This window comes from Caenispirillum bisanense (assembly GCF_039523075.1).
Classification (GTDB): domain Bacteria; phylum Pseudomonadota; class Alphaproteobacteria; order Rhodospirillales; family Rhodospirillaceae; genus Caenispirillum; species Caenispirillum bisanense.
In genome coordinates this window covers 161273-179237 of sequence record NZ_BAAAEP010000003.1, presented here as the reverse complement: position 1 = coordinate 179237, position 17965 = coordinate 161273, and the positions used below count along the sequence as shown (strand labels likewise).

The window sequence follows — 17965 nt, the reverse complement described above, 5'->3', positions numbered from 1 at the left end:
GGCAGCCGTTGCAGGGCGGCGGCGGCGGTGGTCAGCAGCGCCACCGGCCGGTCGTCGCCCGCCCCGTCCAGCGCCGGCAGCCGCGCCAGCGCCGCCGCCGGCTGCCCCGCCCGCCGGCCGCCAGGGGAGCGGCGGTCATAGGGCAGGCAGTCCCACGGCGGCAGCACCAGCACCTGCAGGTCGGGCCGGAACACCGCCAGCGCCGCCGCGATGGCGCGCAGGCGGGCGGTGGTGGTGGTCAGGTGCAGCAGGCGGCGGTCGCTGCGCCCGGCCAGGTGGTGGGCAATGAGCGCCTCGGGCAGGTCGGGCGCCGGACTGTCCATGCGGCAGGTCTCCGTGCAAGGGGCTGGCGGCCGCCAGCCGGCCGGACCTCAGCAACGCCCGAGCCCACGGCGGGTTTGCCGCCGCCGGCCGCACCCCACCGACAGCGCGGCAGCCATGCGCCGGATGCGCAGCCCGATCCGCTTCACGCTTGTATCATTGCGGTTGTGGGTGCGGTGCGACAGGAAACCGCCGGCCGCCCCGGCGGCAGCCGCACGATGACGCAGCGACAGGAGGCGACCATGGCAACCACGGCACCGGAACGGAGCGTCCGCTGGCGGGTATGGGCCGCCGTCGCGGCGGCTGTCGCGGCGGCGGTGGCGGTGGCCTGGCTGCTGTGGCCGCGCGAGGCGCTGCCCGAGGGCTTCGCCCGCAGCAACGGCCGCATCGAGGCGGTGGAGATCGACGTCGCCACCAAGATCCCCGGCCGCGTTCGCGACCTGACGGTGGACGAAGGCGATTTCGTCACCGCCGGGCAGAGCCTCGCCGCCATCGACGTCTCCACCCTGGAGGCGCAGTTGAAGGAAGCCCAGGCCCAGCAGCGCCGCGCCGTCATCCAGGTGGAGGCGGCCGAAAGCCGGGTGCGGCAGGCGGAAGCCGAACGGGCGGCGGCGGAGGCGGTAGTCGGTCAGCGCCGGGCGGAACTGGACGCCGCCGGCAAGCGCCTTGCCCGCTCCACCGAACTGGCGCCGCGCGGGGCCGTGCCGGTGCAGGTGCTGGATGACAACCGCGCCGCCGAACAGGGCGCCCAGGCGGCGCTGAAGGCGGCCGAGGCGCAGGTCGCCGCCACCGAAGCCGCCCTTGCCACCGCCCGCGCCGGCGTGGTCGCCGCCCGCGCCGAGGTGGAGGCGGTGGAGGCCACCATCGAACGCATCGGCGCCGACATCGCCGACGCCACCCTGCGCGCCCCGCGCGACGGCCGGGTGCAGTACACCGTCGCCCGCCCCGGCGAAGTGGTGGCGGCAGGCGGCACCGTGCTCAATCTGGTCGACCTGACCGACGTCTACATGACCTTCTTCCTGCCGACCGCCGACGCCGGCCGCGTCAGCCTGGGGGCGGAGGCGCGCATCGTGCTGGACGCGGCGCCGCATCTGGTCATCCCGGCGGAAATATCCTTCGTCGCCGATGTCGCCCAGTTCACCCCGAAGACGGTGGAAACCGCCGACGAGCGGCAGAAGCTGATGTTCCGCCTGAAGGCCCGCATACCGGCCGACCTGCTGCGCCAGCACATCCGCAGCGTCAAGACCGGCCTGCCCGGCACCGTCACCGTGCGGCTCGACCCCGCCGCCGCGTGGCCGGCCGAGCTTGCCGTGCGGCTGCCGCAATGAGCCCCCGGCCGCAGACCCCCGCGGCCGCCATCGCCAGCGCCGCCGGCGTCACCCAGCGCTATGGCGACACCGTGGCGCTGGATGACCTCGCCGTCGCCGTGCCGGCCGGCTGCATGGCCGGGTTGATCGGCCCCGACGGGGTGGGCAAGTCGAGCCTGCTGGCGCTGTTCGCTGGCGCCCGCCCGGTGCCGGCGCAAGGCACGGTGACGGTGCTGGGCGGCAGCATGGCCGATGCCGGCCACCGCCGCGCCGTCTGCCCGCGCGTCGCCTACATGCCGCAGGGCCTCGGCCGCAACCTCTACCCCACCCTGTCGGTGTTCGAGAACCTGGACTTCTTCGGCCGCCTGTTCGGCCAGGACACCGCCGAGCGCCACCGCCGCATCGACCGCCTGCTGGCCGGCACCGGCCTGTCGCCCTTCGCCGGCCGCCCCGCCGGCAAGCTGTCGGGCGGCATGAAGCAGAAGCTGGGCCTGTGCTGCGCCCTCATCCACGACCCCGACCTGCTGATCCTGGACGAGCCGACCACCGGCGTCGATCCGCTGTCGCGCCGGCAGTTCTGGGACCTGATCGACCGCATCCGCGCCGAACGGCCGGGCATGAGCGTGCTGGTCGCCACCGCCTACATGGAGGAAGCGGCCCGCTTCGACTGGCTGGCGGCCATGGACGGCGGCCGCGTGCTCGCCACCGGCAGCCCGGCCGAACTGCTCGCCCGCACCGGCGCCGCCAGCCTGGAAGCCGCCTTCATCGCCCTGCTGCCGGAGGAGCGGCGGCGGGAGCACCGGCCGGTCGTCATCCCGCCCCGCCCCGCCGCCGCCGGGGACGACAGCGACGGCATCGCCATCCGCGCCGAAGGGCTGACCATGCGGTTCGGCGACTTCACCGCCGTCGACCATGCCAGCTTCACCATCGCGCGCGGCGAGATCTTCGGCTTCCTCGGCTCCAACGGCTGCGGCAAGACCACCACCATGAAGATGCTGACCGGCCTGCTGCCGCCGAGCGAGGGCACCGCCTGGCTGTTCGGCGGCGAGGTCGACCCCCACGACCTCGCCACCCGCCGCCGCGTCGGCTACATGTCGCAGGCCTTCTCGCTCTACACCGAACTGACGGTGCGGCAGAACCTGGACCTGCACGCCCGCCTGTTCAGCCTGCCCGAGGCCGGCATCCCGGCGCGGGTGGAGGAAATGGCGCAGCGCTTCGGCCTGACGGCGGTGATGGACGCCCTGCCCGAGTCCCTTCCCCTCGGCCACCGGCAGCGGCTGTCGCTGGCCGTCGCCATGATCCACAAGCCCGACCTGCTGATCCTCGACGAGCCGACGTCGGGCGTCGATCCGGTCGCCCGCGACGCCTTCTGGCGCGAACTGGCGGCGCTGTCGCGGCAGGACGGGGTGACCATCTTCATCTCCACCCACTTCATGAACGAGGCGGAACGCTGCGACCGCATCTCGCTCATGCACGCCGGCCGGGTGCTGGTCACCGACACGCCGGCCGGTCTGGTCGCGCAGCGCGGCGCGGCAACGCTGGAAGACGCCTTCATCCGCTATCTGGAGGACGCCGCCGGTGCCGACGACGCGGCGACGGCAGAGGGGCCGGTCGGCGTGGGCGTGGCCGGGGATGCCGCCGCGACGGCCGAGGGCCCCGCCGCCCCCCGGCCGCTGGCCGCCTCCACCCGCCGCCTCGGCAGCTATGCCCGGCGGGAGGCGCTGGAGCTGGTGCGCGACCCCATCCGCCTGACCCTCGCCCTGCTCGGCAGCGTCATCCTGATGATCGTCATCGGCTACGGCATCAGCATGGATGTGGAAGACCTCACCTTCGCCGTGCTCGACCGCGACCAGACGACGGTGAGCCGCGACTACAGCCAGGACATCGCCGGTTCCCGCTACTTCATCGAACGGCCGCCCATCGTCGACTACGAAGACCTCGACCGCCGCATGCGGGCCGGCGAGATCAGCCTTGCCATCGAGATCCCGCCCGGCTTCGCCCGCGACGTGGCGCGCGGGGCGCCGGTGTCGGTGGCGGCGTGGATCGACGGCGCCATGCCGACCCGCGGCGACACCATCCGCGGCTACGTCCGCGGCATGCACCTGCACTGGCTGGAGCGCAAGGCGCGCGAGCTGGGGCATGGCGATGCCTTCGCCGCCGCCGCGACGGTCGAGACCCGCTTCCGCTACAACCCCGACGTCCGCAGCCTGCCGGCCATCGTGCCGGCGGTGATCCCCATGCTGCTGATGCTCATTCCGGCCATGCTGGCGGCCTTGAGCGTGGTGCGTGAGAAGGAACTGGGCTCCATCATCAACTTCTACGTCACCCCGACCACGCGGCTCGAATTCCTGCTCGGCAAGCAGCTGCCCTATGTGGTGCTGAGCATGGCGAGCTTCCTGCTGCTGACGGTCTTCGCCATCGTGCTGTTCGGGGTGCCGCTGAAGGGCAGCTTCCTGACCCTGGCGGCCGGGGCGCTGCTCTACGTCTTCGCCTCCACCGCCTTCGGGCTGGTGATCTCGACCTTCATGCGCAGCCAGATCGCCGCCATCTTCGGCACCGCCATCCTGACGCTGCTGCCGGCGGTGAACTTCGCCGGCATGATCGACCCCATCTCGTCGTTGCAGGGGGCGGGGCGGATCATCGGCGAGGTCTACCCGACCACCCACTTCCTGACCATCGCCCGCGGCACCTTCTCCAAGGGCCTGGGGTTCGCCGACCTGCAGGCCTCGTTCGTGCCGCTGCTGATCGCGGTGCCGGTGCTGCTGGCGCTGGCGGTGCTGTTTCTGAAAAAGCAGGAGCGGTGATCATGCAGAGCAAGATCCTGCACCTCGGCATCAAGGAACTGCGCAGCCTGGCGCGCGACCCCATCATGATGGTGCTGATCGTCTATGCCTTCAGCCTGGCGATCTACGCCGCCGCCACCGCCATGCCGGAAAGCTTGAACCGCGCCCCCGTCGCCATCGTCGACGAGGACCGCTCGCAGCTGTCGGCGCGGCTGGTGGCCGCCTTCTACCCGCCCCACTTCACGGCGCCGGAGCTGATTTCGCTGGCGGAGCTGGATGCCCGCATGGATGCCGGGCGCGACACCTTCGCCCTGACCATCCCGCCCGACTTCCAGAAGGACGTGCTGGCCGGGCGGCGGCCGGCGCTGCAACTGAACGTCGACGCCACCCGCGTCAGCCAGGCCTTCACCGGCAGCGGCTACGTCCAGACCATCGTCGGGCAGGAGGTGACGGCCTTCGTCCAGCGTCACCGCGAGGTCGAGAGCCTGCCGGTGGGGCTGGAACTGCGGGCGCGCTTCAACCCGCAACTGGACAAGATGTGGTTCGGGTCGATCATGGAGATCATCAACAACGTCACCATGCTGTCCATCGTGCTGACCGGCGCCGCCCTCATCCGCGAGCGCGAGCACGGCACGGTGGAACACCTGCTGGTGATGCCGGTGACGCCGTTCGAGATCATGATCGCCAAGGTGTGGGCCATGGCCCTGGTGGTGCTGGTGGCCTGCGGCCTGTCGCTGACGGTGGTGGTGCAGGGGCTGCTGCGGGTGCCCATCGAAGGCTCCGTCCCCCTGTTCCTGGCCGGCGCCGCCCTGCACCTGTTCGCCACCACCGCCATGGGCATCTTCCTTGGCACGCTGGCGCGGTCCATGCCGCAGTTCGGGCTGCTGACCATCCTGGTGCTGCTGCCGCTGCAACTGCTGTCGGGCGGGGTGACGCCGCAGGAAAGCATGCCGGCGGCGGTGCAATGGGTGATGCAGGCCGCCCCCACCACCCATTTCGTCGCCCTGGCGCAGGCCATCCTCTACCGGGGCGCCGGGCTGGAGGTGGTGTGGCCGCAGTTCCTGGCCATCGCCGCCATCGGCGGGGCGCTGCTGCTGCTGGCGCTCGCCCGCTTCCGCCGCACCATCAGCCAGATGGTCTGACGGCGGGGCGCCGGCCTGGGGCCTCAGTGCCGGTCGTCGTCGCGGCCGGCGGCGGCGCGCACGGCGGCGGCCAGTTCGTCGTCGGAGAACGGCTTGTGCAGCCAGCCGAGCGGCTGCGCCGGGGCCGCCGTCAGCCGGGCGGCATCGTTGACGTTGCCCGACACGAACAGGCTGCGCAGGGCGAAGCGGTCGAACAGCTGCCGCGCCAGGTCGATGCCGTTGGTGCCGTTCTGCAGCTGGATGTCCATCAGCACCAGATCGGGCCGTTCCCGCCGCAGCAGGAGCAGGGCCTCATCGGCGTCGGCGGCGATGCCGACCACGGCGAAGCCGGCCTCCGCCAGCACGTTTTCGATGGAGGAGGCGATCAGCCAGTCGTCCTCGCACACCAGCACCTTCACCGGCAGGGGGCCGGCCGAGGCCGAGTCGCCGCAGGTTCCGGCATCGGCGGCCGCGCGCAGACCGGCCGACGGGCGCGGAACGGGGCGCAGGCGGGCAGATGGAGCGGGGGCGAGACTCGACATGGCCGTCACTCTGCTACGGGTGGACCCCGGTCGTCAGATCGGGAACTCCACGATACACCGGGTGCCGCGGGAGGATTCAACACTGAACGATCCCCCCGGCCGACGCACAAGATGACGCACGAGCGCCAATCCGGTTCCCGGCGGCGCGTCGGCGGCCATGCCGACGCCGTCGTCGGCAACCACCAGACGAATCACTCCCGCCCGCTGCCCGTGCGGCGTCAGGTCCACCGCCAGGGCGCCGGCGGGACGGTCGGTGAAGGCGTACTTGAGGGCGTTGGTGATCAGCTCGTTGGCGGCCAGGCCGAGCAGGAAGGCTGTGTCGCTGCGCACCTCCACCGGCTCGCAGGTGGTGGTGACGGCGATGTCGGAGCGTCCGAAGGCGCTGACGCAGTTGTCCACCAGCAGGCGGATGAAGGCGGCGCCGTCGATGCCGCTGACGTCGTCCTTCTGGTAGAGCAGGCGCTGCACCAGCCCCATGGCCTCCACCCGCAGGCGCACCGACCGCACCGCTTCGCGCGACCGCTCGTCGGCGGTGGCGCGTTCGGTCAGCGACAGCACGCCCTGCAGCATCTGCAGGTTGTTCTTGACGCGGTGGTTGACCTCCCGCAGCAGCACCTCCTTCTCCTCCAGCGCCAGCTTGAGGTCGCGGCGGATGCGCTTGTTCTCCGTCAGTTCGGCGTTGAGCGAGATGGTCTTGTCGGTCAGGGCGCGGAACCGCTTGGCCTCCCCCACCTGCAGGCGCAGCAGGGTGAAGGCGCCGCCGGCCAGGGCGATGCGGCAGCCGCGGGCGGGGCAGGACAACGACCGCCCCTCCTGGTCGGTGACCACCAGCCCGCCGACCATGGACTGGGACGAGCGGGCGCAGAGGTCGAGGAAGGGGGCCAGGCGGTCAGCCGGGGATGCCACCAGCGCCGCCAGCGGCTGGCCGTTCAGGGTCGCCAGCGGCCGGCGCAGGAACTGGGCGGCCGCCGGGTTGGCGTGCCGCACCACCCCGCCGCGGTCGAGCAGGAAGGCGGGTTCGTCCAGCGCGTCGAGGACGGCGGCGGCGTCAGGGTTAGCCGGCATCATCGCTCCCGAAATACTCGCGCGCCTGGGGATCGGGCGCCTCGGCCGGGGTCAGGTGGACGGTAACGCGGCAGCGGCCGTGCCCTTCGGCGATGGTCTCGTCCAGCTGCACGCGGGCATAGCCCAGGTTCTCGGCGGTGATGTAGCCGAACACGTTGGACGTCATCATGCACAGCGACGGCTTGCCCTGCACGTAGTCGCCGAACGGGCAGGCCCGGTTGCCGAGGACGATGCGGCCGGCGTCTTCCTCGATGATGTAGAAATCCCCCTGGATGCGCTTCTTCAGGTCCACCAGCACCGCCGCCACCTCGTCGCGGTCGAGGCGCGGGCGGCCGAGCTTGTCCTTATACTCAAGATCAATGCTGCGGCCGATGCGGGCCCCGACCACGCTGATGTAGCCGGCGGCGCTTTCCAGCCCGACCACGTCTTCCAGCGTCGCCGCCAGCTCGCTGACCAGATTGCGCACGAAGGCATCGCGGTTGAGGCTCACGTCGGCATCGGAGGGATGCGTCATGGGATGTCTCCGTTGGGATCGCAGGGTGCCGGTCGTTCGACAGATATAGAGCCTGCGGTTGCAGGTCCAGCCCCATAATCCTACCGGAGAAGTGGGTCATGCCGCACGGAAATGGCATCGCCCGCGCTCTCTCATCCGAAAGATGTACTGCCACGCTCGGCCTTGACTCCTGGCGGTGGGCGGCAGACGATCAGTTTGTCGGACAATATGCCAATCTGCCAATCTGCCAGAGAGACCATGGGACACGCCGCCGATACCGCCACCGAGCGTTTTGAGCGCATCAGCGCGGCCCCGGCCTATCAGCTGGTCGCCGAGGCGATCGAGCGGGAGATCGTCAGCGGCCGCATCCGGCCGGGGGAGCGCATCGGCACCGAGGCCGATCTGGTGAAGCAGTTCGGCGTCAACCGCTCGACGGTGCGCGAGGGCATCCGCTGCCTGGAACAGTCCGGCCTGCTGCGGCGCGAATCCGGCCGCCGGCTGGTCGCCAGCCTGCCGCGCCAGACCAAGCTCGCCACCCGCATGAGCCGCGCCCTGGTGCTGCACCAGGTGACCTTCCGCGAGCTGTACGAAGCCATCGACATGCTGGAGCGCAACGCCATCGAACTGGCGGTCATCCACCGCACCGACGACGACCTGGACGCCATCGCCGACAACGTGGCGCGCACCGGGCAGGCGGTGGACGATCCCTCCCGCGTGGCGGAACTGGATACCGAGTTCCACACCCTCATCGCCCGCGCCACCGGCAACCGGGTGCTGCAGCTGGCGCGGGAGCCGGCGAGCCTGCTCATCTACCCCGCCACCCAGCCCATCTTCGAGGCGGTGCCCGAGGCGGCGCCGCGCCTGTTCGAGGCCCATTCCCGCCTGCTCGACGCCCTGCGCACCCGCGACGCCGAGGCCGCCCGCACCTGGATGCGGCGCCACGTCGCCGACTTCGGCAAGGGCTTCGTGCGCACCGGCCGCAGCCTGGATGCGCCGGTGGAAGGCATTCAGTTCGACAGCATCTTCCAGACGAGGGGCAGCCCCTAGACCACACCCGTCAATCCGGCAAGACGTCGAGACGCCCCCCACAAAACCGGCGCCGACGTGTCACCAGGGAGGAGACCTTGTCCGCGACAGTCCCCATGGCCGCGGCCCCGTGCCGGGCCGAACGCCGCCGCCTGCCGTCCGCGCTCCGCCGCCGGCCGTGCCCGCCCCGCGCGGGAGGCGCCGGCCGATGAGCACCGCCGTCAGCCCGCTGCGACCGGCCGCCGCCGACCCCGCTTCCGCCTCTGCCGCCGCCGCGCCGCCCTCGGCCGCCGCCGCCCCGGCCGCCGCCGCCCTGGAGGTGGAGGGCGTCGCCCTCTACTTCGGTGGCCTGCGCGCCCTGGATGGGGTCGGCTTCACGGTGGCGGAAGGCTCCGTCACCTCGGTCATCGGGCCGAACGGGGCCGGCAAGACCTCGCTGTTCAACACCATCTCCGGCTTCTACAAGGCCAACACCGGCACCATCCGGTTCTTCGGCGACAGCGTGAACCACCTGCACGCCCCTGATCGCGCCAGGCTCGGCATGGCGCGCACGTTCCAGAACATCGCCCTGTTCCGCGGCATGACCGTGCTCGACAACATCAAGCTCGGCCGCCACGCCCACATGCGGACCGGCCTGCTGGATGCCCTGTGGTACTTCGGCCGCGCCCGGCGGGAGGAGATGGAACTGCGCCGCGAGATCGAGGAACGCATCATCGACTTCCTTGAAATCGACCACATCCGCAACGCCCCCGTCGCCGCCCTGTCCTATGGCCTGCAGAAGCGGGTGGAACTGGCGCGCGCGCTGGCCATGAAGCCGCGCATCCTCATGCTCGACGAGCCGGTGGCCGGCATGAACCGCGAGGAAACCGAGGACATGGCCCGCTTCATCCTCGACGTGAAGGAGGAATGGGGCGTCACCATCCTGATGGTCGAGCACGACATGGGCATGGTCATGGACATTTCCGACCATGTGGTGGTGCTGAACTTCGGGCAGGTCATCGCCCAGGGCCTGCCGCGCGAGGTGGCCGCCAACCCCGACGTCATCGCCGCCTACCTCGGGTCCGGCGATGTCGGCGACCTGCGCGCCCGCGTCCAGGCCGGCAAGCGGGAGGTGGCGTGACATGGACTGGCTGTTCCTGGCCGAGGTGAGCCTCGCCGGCATCGGCTCCGGCGGTCTCTATGCCCTGACGGGCCTTGCCTTCGTGCTGATCTACAAGGCGACGCGGGTGGTCAACCTGGCCATCGGCGAGATCCTCATGCTCGGCGGCTATGTGTTCTTCGGCTTCGCCGCCGGCATGGCCCTGCCCCACTGGCTGGCGGCGCTGCTGACGCTGGCCGTCGCCGGGCTGTTCGGCGCGGCGGTGGAGCGCACGCTCATCCGCCCGATGCTGGGCGAAAGCCCGATCAGCGTCTTCATGCTGACCATCGGCCTCGGCAGCGTGCTGGTCGGCACGGTGGAACTGATCTGGGGCGCCAACCCGCTGATGCTGCCCGACTACATGCCGACGACGCCGCTGTTCCTCGGCGAGGCCTACGTCTCCGCCAAGGTGGCGACAGCCTTTGCGGTGGCGGCGGTGGTGGTGGCCGGCTTCCTGCTGCTGTTCCGCTTCTGGCGCGGCGGCGTCGCCCTGCGCGCCACCGCCGGCGATCAGGCCGCGGCCTATTCCATGGGCATCAACGTGCCGCGGGTGTTCTCGCTGGCCTGGGTGATCGCCTGTGTCACCGCCGCCGGGTCGGGGATGCTGGTCGGCGCCATCGGCGGCATCTCGCCCACCATGGGCGTGTTCGGCCTGTCGGTGCTGGTGGTGGTGATCGTCGGCGGCCTCGACAGCGTGCTCGGCGCCCTGGTGGCGGGCCTGTTCATTGGCCTGCTGGAGGCCCTGGCCGGCGCCTACCTCGGCGGCGAGTTCAAGATGCTCGCCACCTTCACGCTGTTGGTCGCGGTCCTGCTGGTCCGCCCCTACGGCCTGTTCGGAACCCACGAGATCGAGCGACTGTAGCCATGCGCATCGGAGCCGCCAAACAGACCTACGCCGCCGACGAGGCCCTGTTCGACACCACGGTGCAGCGCGCCTGGCTGGTCGGCCTGTTCGCCCTGCTGGCCGTCTTCCCCTTCGTCGCCGGGCCGTACTGGATCTACATGGCCTGCCTGGTGGCCATCAACATCGCCTCGGCCACCGGCCTCAACATCCTCACCGGCTATACCGGGCTGGTGAGCCTGGGGCAGGCCGCCTTCATGGGGGTGGGCGCCTATACGGTGGCGTGGCTGGAGATCAACCTGGGCACGCCGTTCCTGCTCAACCTCGTCGCCGGCGGCCTGACCGCCAGCCTGGCGGGGCTGGTGGTGGGGGTGCCGAGCCTGCGGGTGAAGGGGCTTTACCTCGCCATCGCCACCATCGCCGCCTCGGTCATCCTGCACTTCGTCTTTTCGCACTGGACCTCGGTCACCGGCGGCGTTTCCGGACTGACCATGCCGCCGGCCAGCATCTTCGGCATCGTGCTGGACCAGCCGCGGACGCTTTACTGGCTGATCGTGCCGGTGACGGTGCTGATGGTGTTCGGCGCCGCCAACCTGTTCCGCACCCGCATCGGCCGCGCCTTCATCGCCATCCGCGACCGCGACATCTCCGCCGAGGTGCTGGGCATCCGCCTGCTGCGCTACAAGCTGCTGAGCTTCGCCCTGTCGAGCTTCTATGCTGGCGTGGCGGGCGGGCTGTGGGCCTATTTCTTCCGCGTCATCACGCCGGAAAGCTTCCCGCTGGTGATGTCCATCTTCTTCCTGGCCGCCATCATCGTCGGCGGCATGGGCTCCATCCTCGGCGCCGTGCTGGGCGCGGCCTTCATGACCATGGTGCCGGAGGCGCTGAAGTTGGCGGTCGGCTGGCTGTCGCCGTGGCTGCCCGATGCGGTGGCGCTGCTGTCGCCGGTGCGCACCATCGTGTTCGGCGCCCTGATCGTGCTGTTCCTGATCTTCGAGCCCCAGGGCCTGGCCGAAGTGTGGCGGCGCATCCGCCGGTTCTTCCACCTGTGGCCCTTCAAGACCTGACCCCGTACCCGCGTCCAAGAACCGAAGAAACACTCAGGGAGGACAACCAGATGTTCAAGCTTTCCCGCAGGACCGTGCTGGGGGCGGCGCTGGCCGCCGGGCTGGCGGCATCGGCGGCGCTGCCGCAGGCGCGCGCGGCGGACGACATCGTGCTCGGCGGCTCCATCCCGCTGACCGGCGTCTTCGCCTTCGCCGGCGAGGGCATCCATGCCGGCATCCAGGACTGGGTGAAGATGGTCAACGAGCAGGGCGGCATCGAAGGCCGCATGCTGCGCTACGTGCCGGAAGACACCGCCTACAAGGTCGATGCCTCGGTGGCTGCCTTCAACAAGATCACCGGCCAGCACAAGGTCACCCTCTACTACGGCGATTCCACCGCCTTCGCCAAGACCATCGACCCGGAACTGGAGCGTCACGGCGGCATCCTGATGGCCGGCGCCTCCTTCGCGACGGAACTGAACGACCCCGGCACCTACCCGCTGCAGTTCATGGCCGGGCCGGACTACACCGAGATGTTCGGCATCCTGCTGGAGTACATCGCGCAGGAGAAAGCCGGCGCCAAGGTGGCCTTCGTCCATTCCGACACCGAGTTCGGTCGCGACCCCATCGCCACCAGCAGCGAGCGCGCCAAGGCGCTGGGGCTGGAGGTGGTGGAGACCATCGTCACGCCGCCCGGCTCCGTCGACGTCTCGACCGAGGTGCTGAAGCTGCGCCGCGCCCGGCCCGACTACACCATCTTCCACGGCTACATCCTCGCCCCCATTCCCGAGTTCATCAATCAGGCCCGGCAGATGGGGATGGAGACCAAGTTCATGGGCACCTTCTGGTCCATGGACAACAGCATCGTCATGAAGATGGGCGCCGCCGCCGACGGCTTCATGGGCGTCATGCCCTACCGCTACTACTACGACACCGAAGACGCGCCGATGCTGGAGAAGATCCGCGCCATGCGGCCGGAGTACCAGTCCACCGCCTACATCCAGGGCATGCTGACCGCCATGCTGATGACCGAGGCGGTGAAGCGCACCCTGGCCGACGGCAAGGAACTGACCGGCGCCAACATGAAGGCGGCGCTCAACAGCCTGAAGGACTTCGACACCGGCGGCCTGATCGGCGTGCCGGTCAGCATCCCCGGCAACTCCATCCCGGTCGGCCGCATCTACCGGGCCGACATGGGGCAGCAGAAGATGGTGCCGGTCTCCGACTGGATCAACCTGACCCGCACCGGGGGCTGAGGCCATGAACGCGGTGGCGGCGGCGCGGCGGCCGGAGACGGCGAGCCTGCTTGAAGTGAACAACATCGAGGTGGTCTACAACCACACCGTCCAGGTGCTGCGCGGCCTGTCGCTGCGGGTGCCGGAGGGTCAGGTGGTGGCGCTGCTCGGCTCCAACGGGGCGGGCAAGACCACCACGCTGAAGGCAATCTCCGGCCTGCTCGACCTGGAAAACGGGGCGCTGACGGCCGGCGACGTGGTGTTCGCCGGGGCCTCCACGCGCGGCCGCAAGCCGCACGCGCTGGTCCACGCCGGCCTCTTCCACGTCATGGAAGGGCGCCATGTGTTCGAAGACCTGACCGTCGAGGAAAACCTGGTCGCCGCCACCTATTCCCGCGCCGGAGCCTCGGCGCGGGACTTCGACCTCGTCTACCAGTACTTCCCCCGCCTGTACGAGCGCCGCAAGGGCCTTGCCGGCTACCTGTCCGGGGGCGAGCAGCAGATGCTCGCCATCGGCCGGGCGCTGGTGGCCAACCCGCGCCTCATCCTGCTCGACGAGCCGTCCCTCGGCCTGTCGCCGCTGCTGACCGAGGAAATCTTCACCATCATCGCCCGCATCAATGCCGAGCACGGCACCAGCATGCTGGTGGTGGAGCAGAACGCCGCCATGGCCTTCGCCGTCGCCTCCTACGCCTACATCATGGAGACGGGGCGCATCGTCACCGACGGGCCGGTGGAGACGCTGATGCGCGACCAGGACGTGCGCGAGTTCTACCTCGGCATGGGCGAGGAAGGGGCGGCGCGGAACTACCGCGACGTCAAACACTACAAGCGCCGCAAGCGCTGGCTGTCGTGAGGATGCCCGCCATGGCAGAGCTTCCCCCGCTGACCCTGGTGCAGATGCTGCGCCGCCGCGCCGAGCAGACGCCGGCCGGCATCGCCCTGCGCCAGAAGGATTTCGGCATCTGGAACCCCGTCACCTGGGGCGACTACTACGCCCGCGCCCGCGCCGTCGCCCTCGGCCTGACGGCGCTGGGGCTGGAGAGCGGCGGCCATGTCGGCATCCTGTCCGACAACCGCATCGAGTGGGTGCTGGCCCAGTTCGGCGCCGGCATCGCCGGCGGCATCGCGGTCGGCGTCTACCCCACCAGCCCGGCGTCGGAGGTGGCCTATGTGCTCGGCCATGCCGAGGTGCAGCTGGTCATTTGCGAGGACCAGGAACAGGCCGACAAGGTGCTGGAATGCCAGGACCAGCTGCCGCGCCTGAAGCGCATCATCGTCATCGACATGAAGGGCCTGCGCCATTACCCGCGCGACCGCATCATCTCCTTCGCGGAGGTGGAGGCGCTGGGGCGTGACCGCGACCCGGCGGAGATGGAACGGCGGGTGGACGGCCAGTCGCTCGATGACGTGGCGCTGATGATCTACACCTCCGGCTCCACCGGCAAGCCCAAGGGCGCCATGATCACCTGGCGCAACATGCGGGCCGAGGCCGCCGCCATCATGGAGCGCCTGGGCGCCGGCCCCGGCACCAGCCACCTGTCCTACCTGCCGCTCTGCCATGTGGCGGAGCAGATGTTCACCACCATGGGCCCGATCTACGGCGGCGGCATGGTGAACTTCGGCGAAAGCCTGCGCACCGTGCAGGAAGACCTGCGCGAGGTGGCGCCGACCAGCTTCCTCGGCGTGCCGCGCATCTGGGAAAAGCTGCACAGCGCCATCCACATCAAGATGATCGAGGCCGGCGGCCTGCGCCGCTGGCTGTTCGACCGCGCCGTCGCCGCCTGCGAACCCTTCGCCGAGGTGCCGCCGGCCCAGCGCAGCCTCGGCCAGCGGCTGACCTTCGCGCTGTGCACGCTGCTGATCTTCCGCGCCCTGCGCAACTACATCGGCCTGCGCAAGGCGCAGGTGGCGCTGACCGGGGCGGCGCCCATCTCGCGGCGCATCGTCACCTTCTTCCGCACCATCGGCGTGCCGGTGCTGGAGATCTACGGCCTGACCGAGACCACCGGCATGGTCACCGGCCAGTACCCCGGCCGCACCGCGCCGGGCTGCGTCGGGCCCGCCATCCACGGCGCCGAGTGCCGCATCGGCGACATGGGCGAGCTGCAGGTGCGCGGCGAGGTGGTCTTCGCCGGCTACTACAAGAACCCGGAGGCCACCGCCGCCTCCATCCGCGGCGGCTGGCTGCACACCGGCGACGTGGTGGAGATGGTGGACGGCCAGTTCCGCATCGTCGACCGCCTGAAGGACATCATCATCACCGCCGGCGGCAAGAACCTGAGCCCGTCGGAGATCGAGAACACCGTCAAGGGCAGCCCCTACATCAAGGAATGCATCGTCATCGGCGAGGGCCGCAAGTACGTCTCCGCCCTCATCCAGATCGACCTGGAAACGGTGGGCAAGTGGGCCGAGGAACACGGCATCGCCTACACCCACTTCCGCAGCCTGGCCGAGAACCCGGCGGTGCGCGAGCTGGTGCAGGGCGAGATCAACGCCGCCAACGGCCAGCTGGCGCAGGTGTCGCACGTCCGCAAGTTCCACCTGCTGACCAAGGAACTGGACCACGACGATGACGAGGTGACGGCCACCATGAAGGTCCGCCGTTCCAACATCGCGAAGAAATACGCCACCGAAATCGCCGGCCTCTACGCCTGAGCCCGCCGGCGCCTCGCAAAGGATCGACAGCATGACCCGCAAGGCCGTCATCGCCGGCTATTGCCGCACTCCCTTTACCTTCGCCCACAAGGGCGCGCTGGCCGGCATGCGCCCCGACGACCTGGGCGCCCACGTCATCCGCGCCCTGATCGACCGCACCGGCGTGCCGCCGGCGGAGATTGAGGACGTCATCTGGGGCTGCGCCTTCCCGGAAGGGGAGCAGGGCCTCAACATCGGCCGCATCGTCGGCATGCTGGCCGGGCTGCCGGAAACGGTGGCCGGCGCCACCATCAACCGCTGGTGCGGCTCGTCCATCCAGGCGGTGCAGATGGCGGCCGGCATGATCGCCACCAACGCCGGCGAGGCCTTCATCTGCGGCGGCACCGAATGCATGTCGCGGGTGCCGATGATGGGCTTCAACCAGCTGCCCAACCCGGCCTGGGACGCGCAGATGGTGGCCGACTACATCAACGTCGGGCTGACCGCCGAGCGGGTGGCGGCGATGTACGGCCTGAGCCGCGAGGACCAGGACCGCTTCGGCCACTGGAGCCAGAGCAAGGCCGTCGCCGCCCGCGACGGCGGCCGCCTTGCGCCCGAAATCGTGCCGGTGCCGGTGGGCGACACGGTGGTCGACACCGACGGCTGCATCCGCGCCACCACGCTGGAGAAGCTCGCCACCCTGAAGCCGGCGTTCAAGGCCGACGGCACCGTCACCGCCGCCTCGTCCTCGCCCATGACCGACGGCGCCACGGCGGTGCTGGTGTGTACCGAGGACTTCGCCGCCCGCCACGGCCTGACGGTGCTGGCGGCGGTGAAATCCTTCGCCGTATCGGGCTGCGCGCCGGGGGTCATGGGCCTCGGCCCCATCGAGGCGACGCGCAAGGCGCTCGCCCGCGCCGGCCTCACCATCGCCGACATCGACCTGGTGGAGATGAACGAGGCCTTCGCCGCCCAGGCGGAAGCCTGCCGCCGTGACCTCGGCATCGCCGAGGACCGGCTGAACGTCGACGGCGGCGCCATCGCCCTCGGCCACCCGCTCGGCGCAACCGGCACGCGGCTGGTCGGCAAGGCGGCGACCCTGCTCGCGCGCGAGGGCAAGACCCACGCGCTCGCCACCCAGTGCATCGGCGGCGGCATGGGCATCGCCATGATCCTGGAGGCGGCATGACACGCACGGTTCGCAAGGCGGCGGTGCTCGGCGCCGGGTCCATGGGCGGCGGCATCGCGGCCCAGTTCGCCAACGCCGGGGTGCCGGTGGTGCTGCTCGACGTGACGGCAGAGCAGGCCCGCGCCGGCCTTGCCCGCCAGCAGACGGCCGGCGCCTTCATGCACGACAGCGCCGTGGCGCTGGTGGAAACGGGCGGCATCGACGCCGACCTCGGCCGCCTTGCCGATGCCGACTGGATCGTCGAGGCGGTGGTCGAGAACCTGGACGTCAAGCGCGCCCTCTTCGCCAGGGTGGAGGCGGTGAGGCAGGGCGGCGCGGCGGTCTCCTCCAACACCTCCACCATCCCGCTCGCCCGCCTGACCGAGGGCCTGCCGGAGCGCTTCGCCCGCGATTTCGTCATCACCCACTTCTTCAACCCGGTCCGCCACATGCGCCTGCTGGAGGTGGTGGCCGGCCCGCGCACCGACCCCGTCACCGCCGCCCTGGTGCGCGAGGCGGCCGACCGGCTGCTCGGCAAGACGGTGATCGACTGCCGCGACACGCCGGCCTTCATCGCCAACCGCATCGGCTGCTTCTGGATGACCGTGGCGGTGATGGAAGCCTTCGCCCACGGCCTGACGGTGGAGGAGGCGGACGCGGTGGCCGGCCGCCCCTTCGGCATTCCGCCGACCGGCATCTTCGGCCTGTTCGATCTGGTTGGCATCGACCTCATCCCCCACGTCTGGGGCAGCCTGTTCGACGCCCTGCCGGCCGACGACGCCCACCGCGCCCACGACATCCTCGGCCAGCCGCGCCTGCGCGCCATGATCGAGGCCGGACAGGTGGGCCGCAAGGCGGGCGGCGGCTTCTATCGCATGGTCAAGGACGCCGCCGGACGCCGGACGCGCGAGGTGATGGACCTGGAAACCGGCGCCTACCGCCCGGAGCGGCCGGCGCCCGCCGTCGCCCCCGATCTCGCCGGCCTCATCGCCCGCGACGACGCCCTCGGCCGCTATGCCTGGGCGGTGCTGTCGCAGACGGTGTCCTACGCCGCCGCCATGGCGCCGGAGATCGCCGACGACCCGGCCGCCGCCGATGCCGCCATGGAACTGGGCTACAACTGGGCCAGGGGGCCGTTCGCGCTGGCCGATGCCGTCGGCTGCCGCGCCATCGCCGACCGCCTCGCCGCCGAGGGGCGCGAGGTGCCGGCGCTGCTGGGCGGGGGCGGCGCCGCCGGGGGGG

The 17965-nt window shown here is 70.7% G+C and carries 16 protein-coding genes; 12 read left to right on the top strand and 4 right to left on the bottom strand.

Annotated elements, in window-relative coordinates:
* The coding region (locus tag ABD056_RS03555) for a hypothetical protein (protein ID WP_343864475.1) at window positions 1-323 on the bottom strand (323 nt) is incomplete at its 3' end.
* A gap of 240 nt (window positions 324-563) precedes the next feature.
* Between ABD056_RS03555 and ABD056_RS03550 the strand changes: the two genes are divergently transcribed.
* The 3 genes from ABD056_RS03550 to ABD056_RS03540 are packed head-to-tail and all read left to right on the top strand — an operon-like array spanning window position 564 to window position 5553.
* Window positions 564-1649 carry an HlyD family secretion protein gene (locus ABD056_RS03550; RefSeq protein ID WP_343864473.1) on the top strand — a complete coding sequence of 362 codons (1086 nt, stop codon included), beginning with the start codon at window positions 564-566 and terminating at the stop codon, window positions 1647-1649.
* Window positions 1646-4432, top strand: a complete 2787-nt coding sequence (rbbA, locus tag ABD056_RS03545) for a ribosome-associated ATPase/putative transporter RbbA (RefSeq protein ID WP_343864471.1) — start codon at window positions 1646-1648, stop codon at window positions 4430-4432. The genes ABD056_RS03550 and rbbA overlap by 4 nt, the downstream gene beginning before the upstream one ends.
* 2 nt (window positions 4433-4434) lie before the next feature.
* Complete coding sequence (locus tag ABD056_RS03540) at window positions 4435-5553, top strand: ABC transporter permease (protein WP_343864469.1); 1119 nt, start codon at window positions 4435-4437, stop codon at window positions 5551-5553.
* Window positions 5554-5576: 23 nt separating this feature from the next.
* Here ABD056_RS03540 and ABD056_RS03535 read toward each other — a convergent pair whose 3' ends face one another.
* From ABD056_RS03535 to ABD056_RS03525, 3 genes are read right to left on the bottom strand one after another with little or no spacing between them, the layout of a single operon-like run.
* Window positions 5577-6074 carry a response regulator gene (locus tag ABD056_RS03535; protein WP_343864467.1) on the bottom strand — a complete coding sequence of 166 codons (498 nt, stop codon included), beginning with the start codon at window positions 6072-6074 and terminating at the stop codon, window positions 5577-5579.
* Between the two features lie 33 nt (window positions 6075-6107).
* Window positions 6108-7139, bottom strand: a complete 1032-nt coding sequence (locus ABD056_RS03530) for a histidine kinase dimerization/phosphoacceptor domain -containing protein (RefSeq protein WP_343864465.1) — start codon at window positions 7137-7139, stop codon at window positions 6108-6110.
* Window positions 7129-7653, bottom strand: a complete 525-nt coding sequence (locus ABD056_RS03525) for a methanogen output domain 1-containing protein (protein ID WP_343864463.1) — start codon at window positions 7651-7653, stop codon at window positions 7129-7131. The genes ABD056_RS03530 and ABD056_RS03525 overlap by 11 nt, the downstream gene beginning before the upstream one ends.
* A gap of 237 nt (window positions 7654-7890) precedes the next feature.
* Here ABD056_RS03525 and ABD056_RS03520 point away from each other — a divergent pair, with 237 nt between their 5' ends.
* The 9 genes from ABD056_RS03520 to ABD056_RS03480 form a co-directional block, all read left to right on the top strand.
* On the top strand, window positions 7891-8679 hold the full coding sequence (locus ABD056_RS03520; RefSeq protein WP_343864462.1) for a FadR/GntR family transcriptional regulator: 789 nt from the start codon (window positions 7891-7893) through the stop codon (window positions 8677-8679).
* Between the two features lie 187 nt (window positions 8680-8866).
* Window positions 8867-9778 carry an ABC transporter ATP-binding protein gene (locus ABD056_RS03515; protein WP_343864460.1) on the top strand — a complete coding sequence of 304 codons (912 nt, stop codon included), beginning with the start codon at window positions 8867-8869 and terminating at the stop codon, window positions 9776-9778.
* 1 nt (window position 9779) lies between these two features.
* Window positions 9780-10658: a branched-chain amino acid ABC transporter permease gene (locus tag ABD056_RS03510; RefSeq protein ID WP_343864458.1), complete on the top strand. Its 879-nt coding sequence runs from the start codon at window positions 9780-9782 to the stop codon at window positions 10656-10658.
* Window positions 10659-10660: 2 nt separating this feature from the next.
* Window positions 10661-11704, top strand: coding sequence for a branched-chain amino acid ABC transporter permease (locus tag ABD056_RS03505; RefSeq protein ID WP_343864456.1), 1044 nt, complete (start codon window positions 10661-10663; stop codon window positions 11702-11704).
* A 50-nt stretch (window positions 11705-11754) separates the two neighbouring features.
* Window positions 11755-12939 carry an ABC transporter substrate-binding protein gene (locus ABD056_RS03500; protein WP_343864455.1) on the top strand — a complete coding sequence of 395 codons (1185 nt, stop codon included), beginning with the start codon at window positions 11755-11757 and terminating at the stop codon, window positions 12937-12939.
* A gap of 4 nt (window positions 12940-12943) precedes the next feature.
* Window positions 12944-13774, top strand: coding sequence for an ABC transporter ATP-binding protein (locus ABD056_RS03495; RefSeq protein WP_343864454.1), 831 nt, complete (start codon window positions 12944-12946; stop codon window positions 13772-13774).
* Window positions 13775-13785: 11 nt separating this feature from the next.
* Complete coding sequence (locus ABD056_RS03490) at window positions 13786-15576, top strand: AMP-dependent synthetase/ligase (RefSeq protein ID WP_343864453.1); 1791 nt, start codon at window positions 13786-13788, stop codon at window positions 15574-15576.
* A 31-nt stretch (window positions 15577-15607) separates the two neighbouring features.
* Entirely contained in the window at window positions 15608-16744 is a 1137-nt protein-coding gene (locus ABD056_RS03485; RefSeq protein ID WP_343864452.1) for a thiolase family protein, read from the top strand.
* Window positions 16741-17965: 3-hydroxyacyl-CoA dehydrogenase family protein (locus ABD056_RS03480; RefSeq protein ID WP_343864450.1), on the top strand; the 1225-nt coding region annotated here is incomplete at its 3' end. The genes ABD056_RS03485 and ABD056_RS03480, both read left to right, overlap by 4 nt.

Excerpts from the sequence above, each read along its gene's own strand:
- ABD056_RS03505 (WP_343864456.1), top strand. The coding sequence starts at position 10,661 with ATGCGCATCGGAGCCGCCAAACAGACCTACGCCGCCGACGAGGCCCTG.
- ABD056_RS03500 (WP_343864455.1), top strand. The coding sequence starts at position 11,755 with ATGTTCAAGCTTTCCCGCAGGACCGTGCTGGGGGCGGCGCTGGCCGCC.
- ABD056_RS03490 (WP_343864453.1), top strand. The coding sequence starts at position 13,786 with ATGGCAGAGCTTCCCCCGCTGACCCTGGTGCAGATGCTGCGCCGCCGC.
- ABD056_RS03495 (WP_343864454.1), top strand. The coding sequence starts at position 12,944 with ATGAACGCGGTGGCGGCGGCGCGGCGGCCGGAGACGGCGAGCCTGCTT.
- ABD056_RS03525 (WP_343864463.1), bottom strand. The coding sequence starts at position 7,653 with ATGACGCATCCCTCCGATGCCGACGTGAGCCTCAACCGCGATGCCTTC.
- ABD056_RS03485 (WP_343864452.1), top strand. The coding sequence starts at position 15,608 with ATGACCCGCAAGGCCGTCATCGCCGGCTATTGCCGCACTCCCTTTACC.
- ABD056_RS03550 (WP_343864473.1), top strand. The coding sequence starts at position 564 with ATGGCAACCACGGCACCGGAACGGAGCGTCCGCTGGCGGGTATGGGCC.
- ABD056_RS03535 (WP_343864467.1), bottom strand. The coding sequence starts at position 6,074 with ATGTCGAGTCTCGCCCCCGCTCCATCTGCCCGCCTGCGCCCCGTTCCG.
- ABD056_RS03540 (WP_343864469.1), top strand. The coding sequence starts at position 4,435 with ATGCAGAGCAAGATCCTGCACCTCGGCATCAAGGAACTGCGCAGCCTG.
- ABD056_RS03515 (WP_343864460.1), top strand. The coding sequence starts at position 8,867 with ATGAGCACCGCCGTCAGCCCGCTGCGACCGGCCGCCGCCGACCCCGCT.
- ABD056_RS03530 (WP_343864465.1), bottom strand. The coding sequence starts at position 7,139 with ATGCCGGCTAACCCTGACGCCGCCGCCGTCCTCGACGCGCTGGACGAA.
- rbbA (WP_343864471.1), top strand. The coding sequence starts at position 1,646 with ATGAGCCCCCGGCCGCAGACCCCCGCGGCCGCCATCGCCAGCGCCGCC.
- ABD056_RS03520 (WP_343864462.1), top strand. The coding sequence starts at position 7,891 with ATGGGACACGCCGCCGATACCGCCACCGAGCGTTTTGAGCGCATCAGC.
- ABD056_RS03510 (WP_343864458.1), top strand. The coding sequence starts at position 9,780 with ATGGACTGGCTGTTCCTGGCCGAGGTGAGCCTCGCCGGCATCGGCTCC.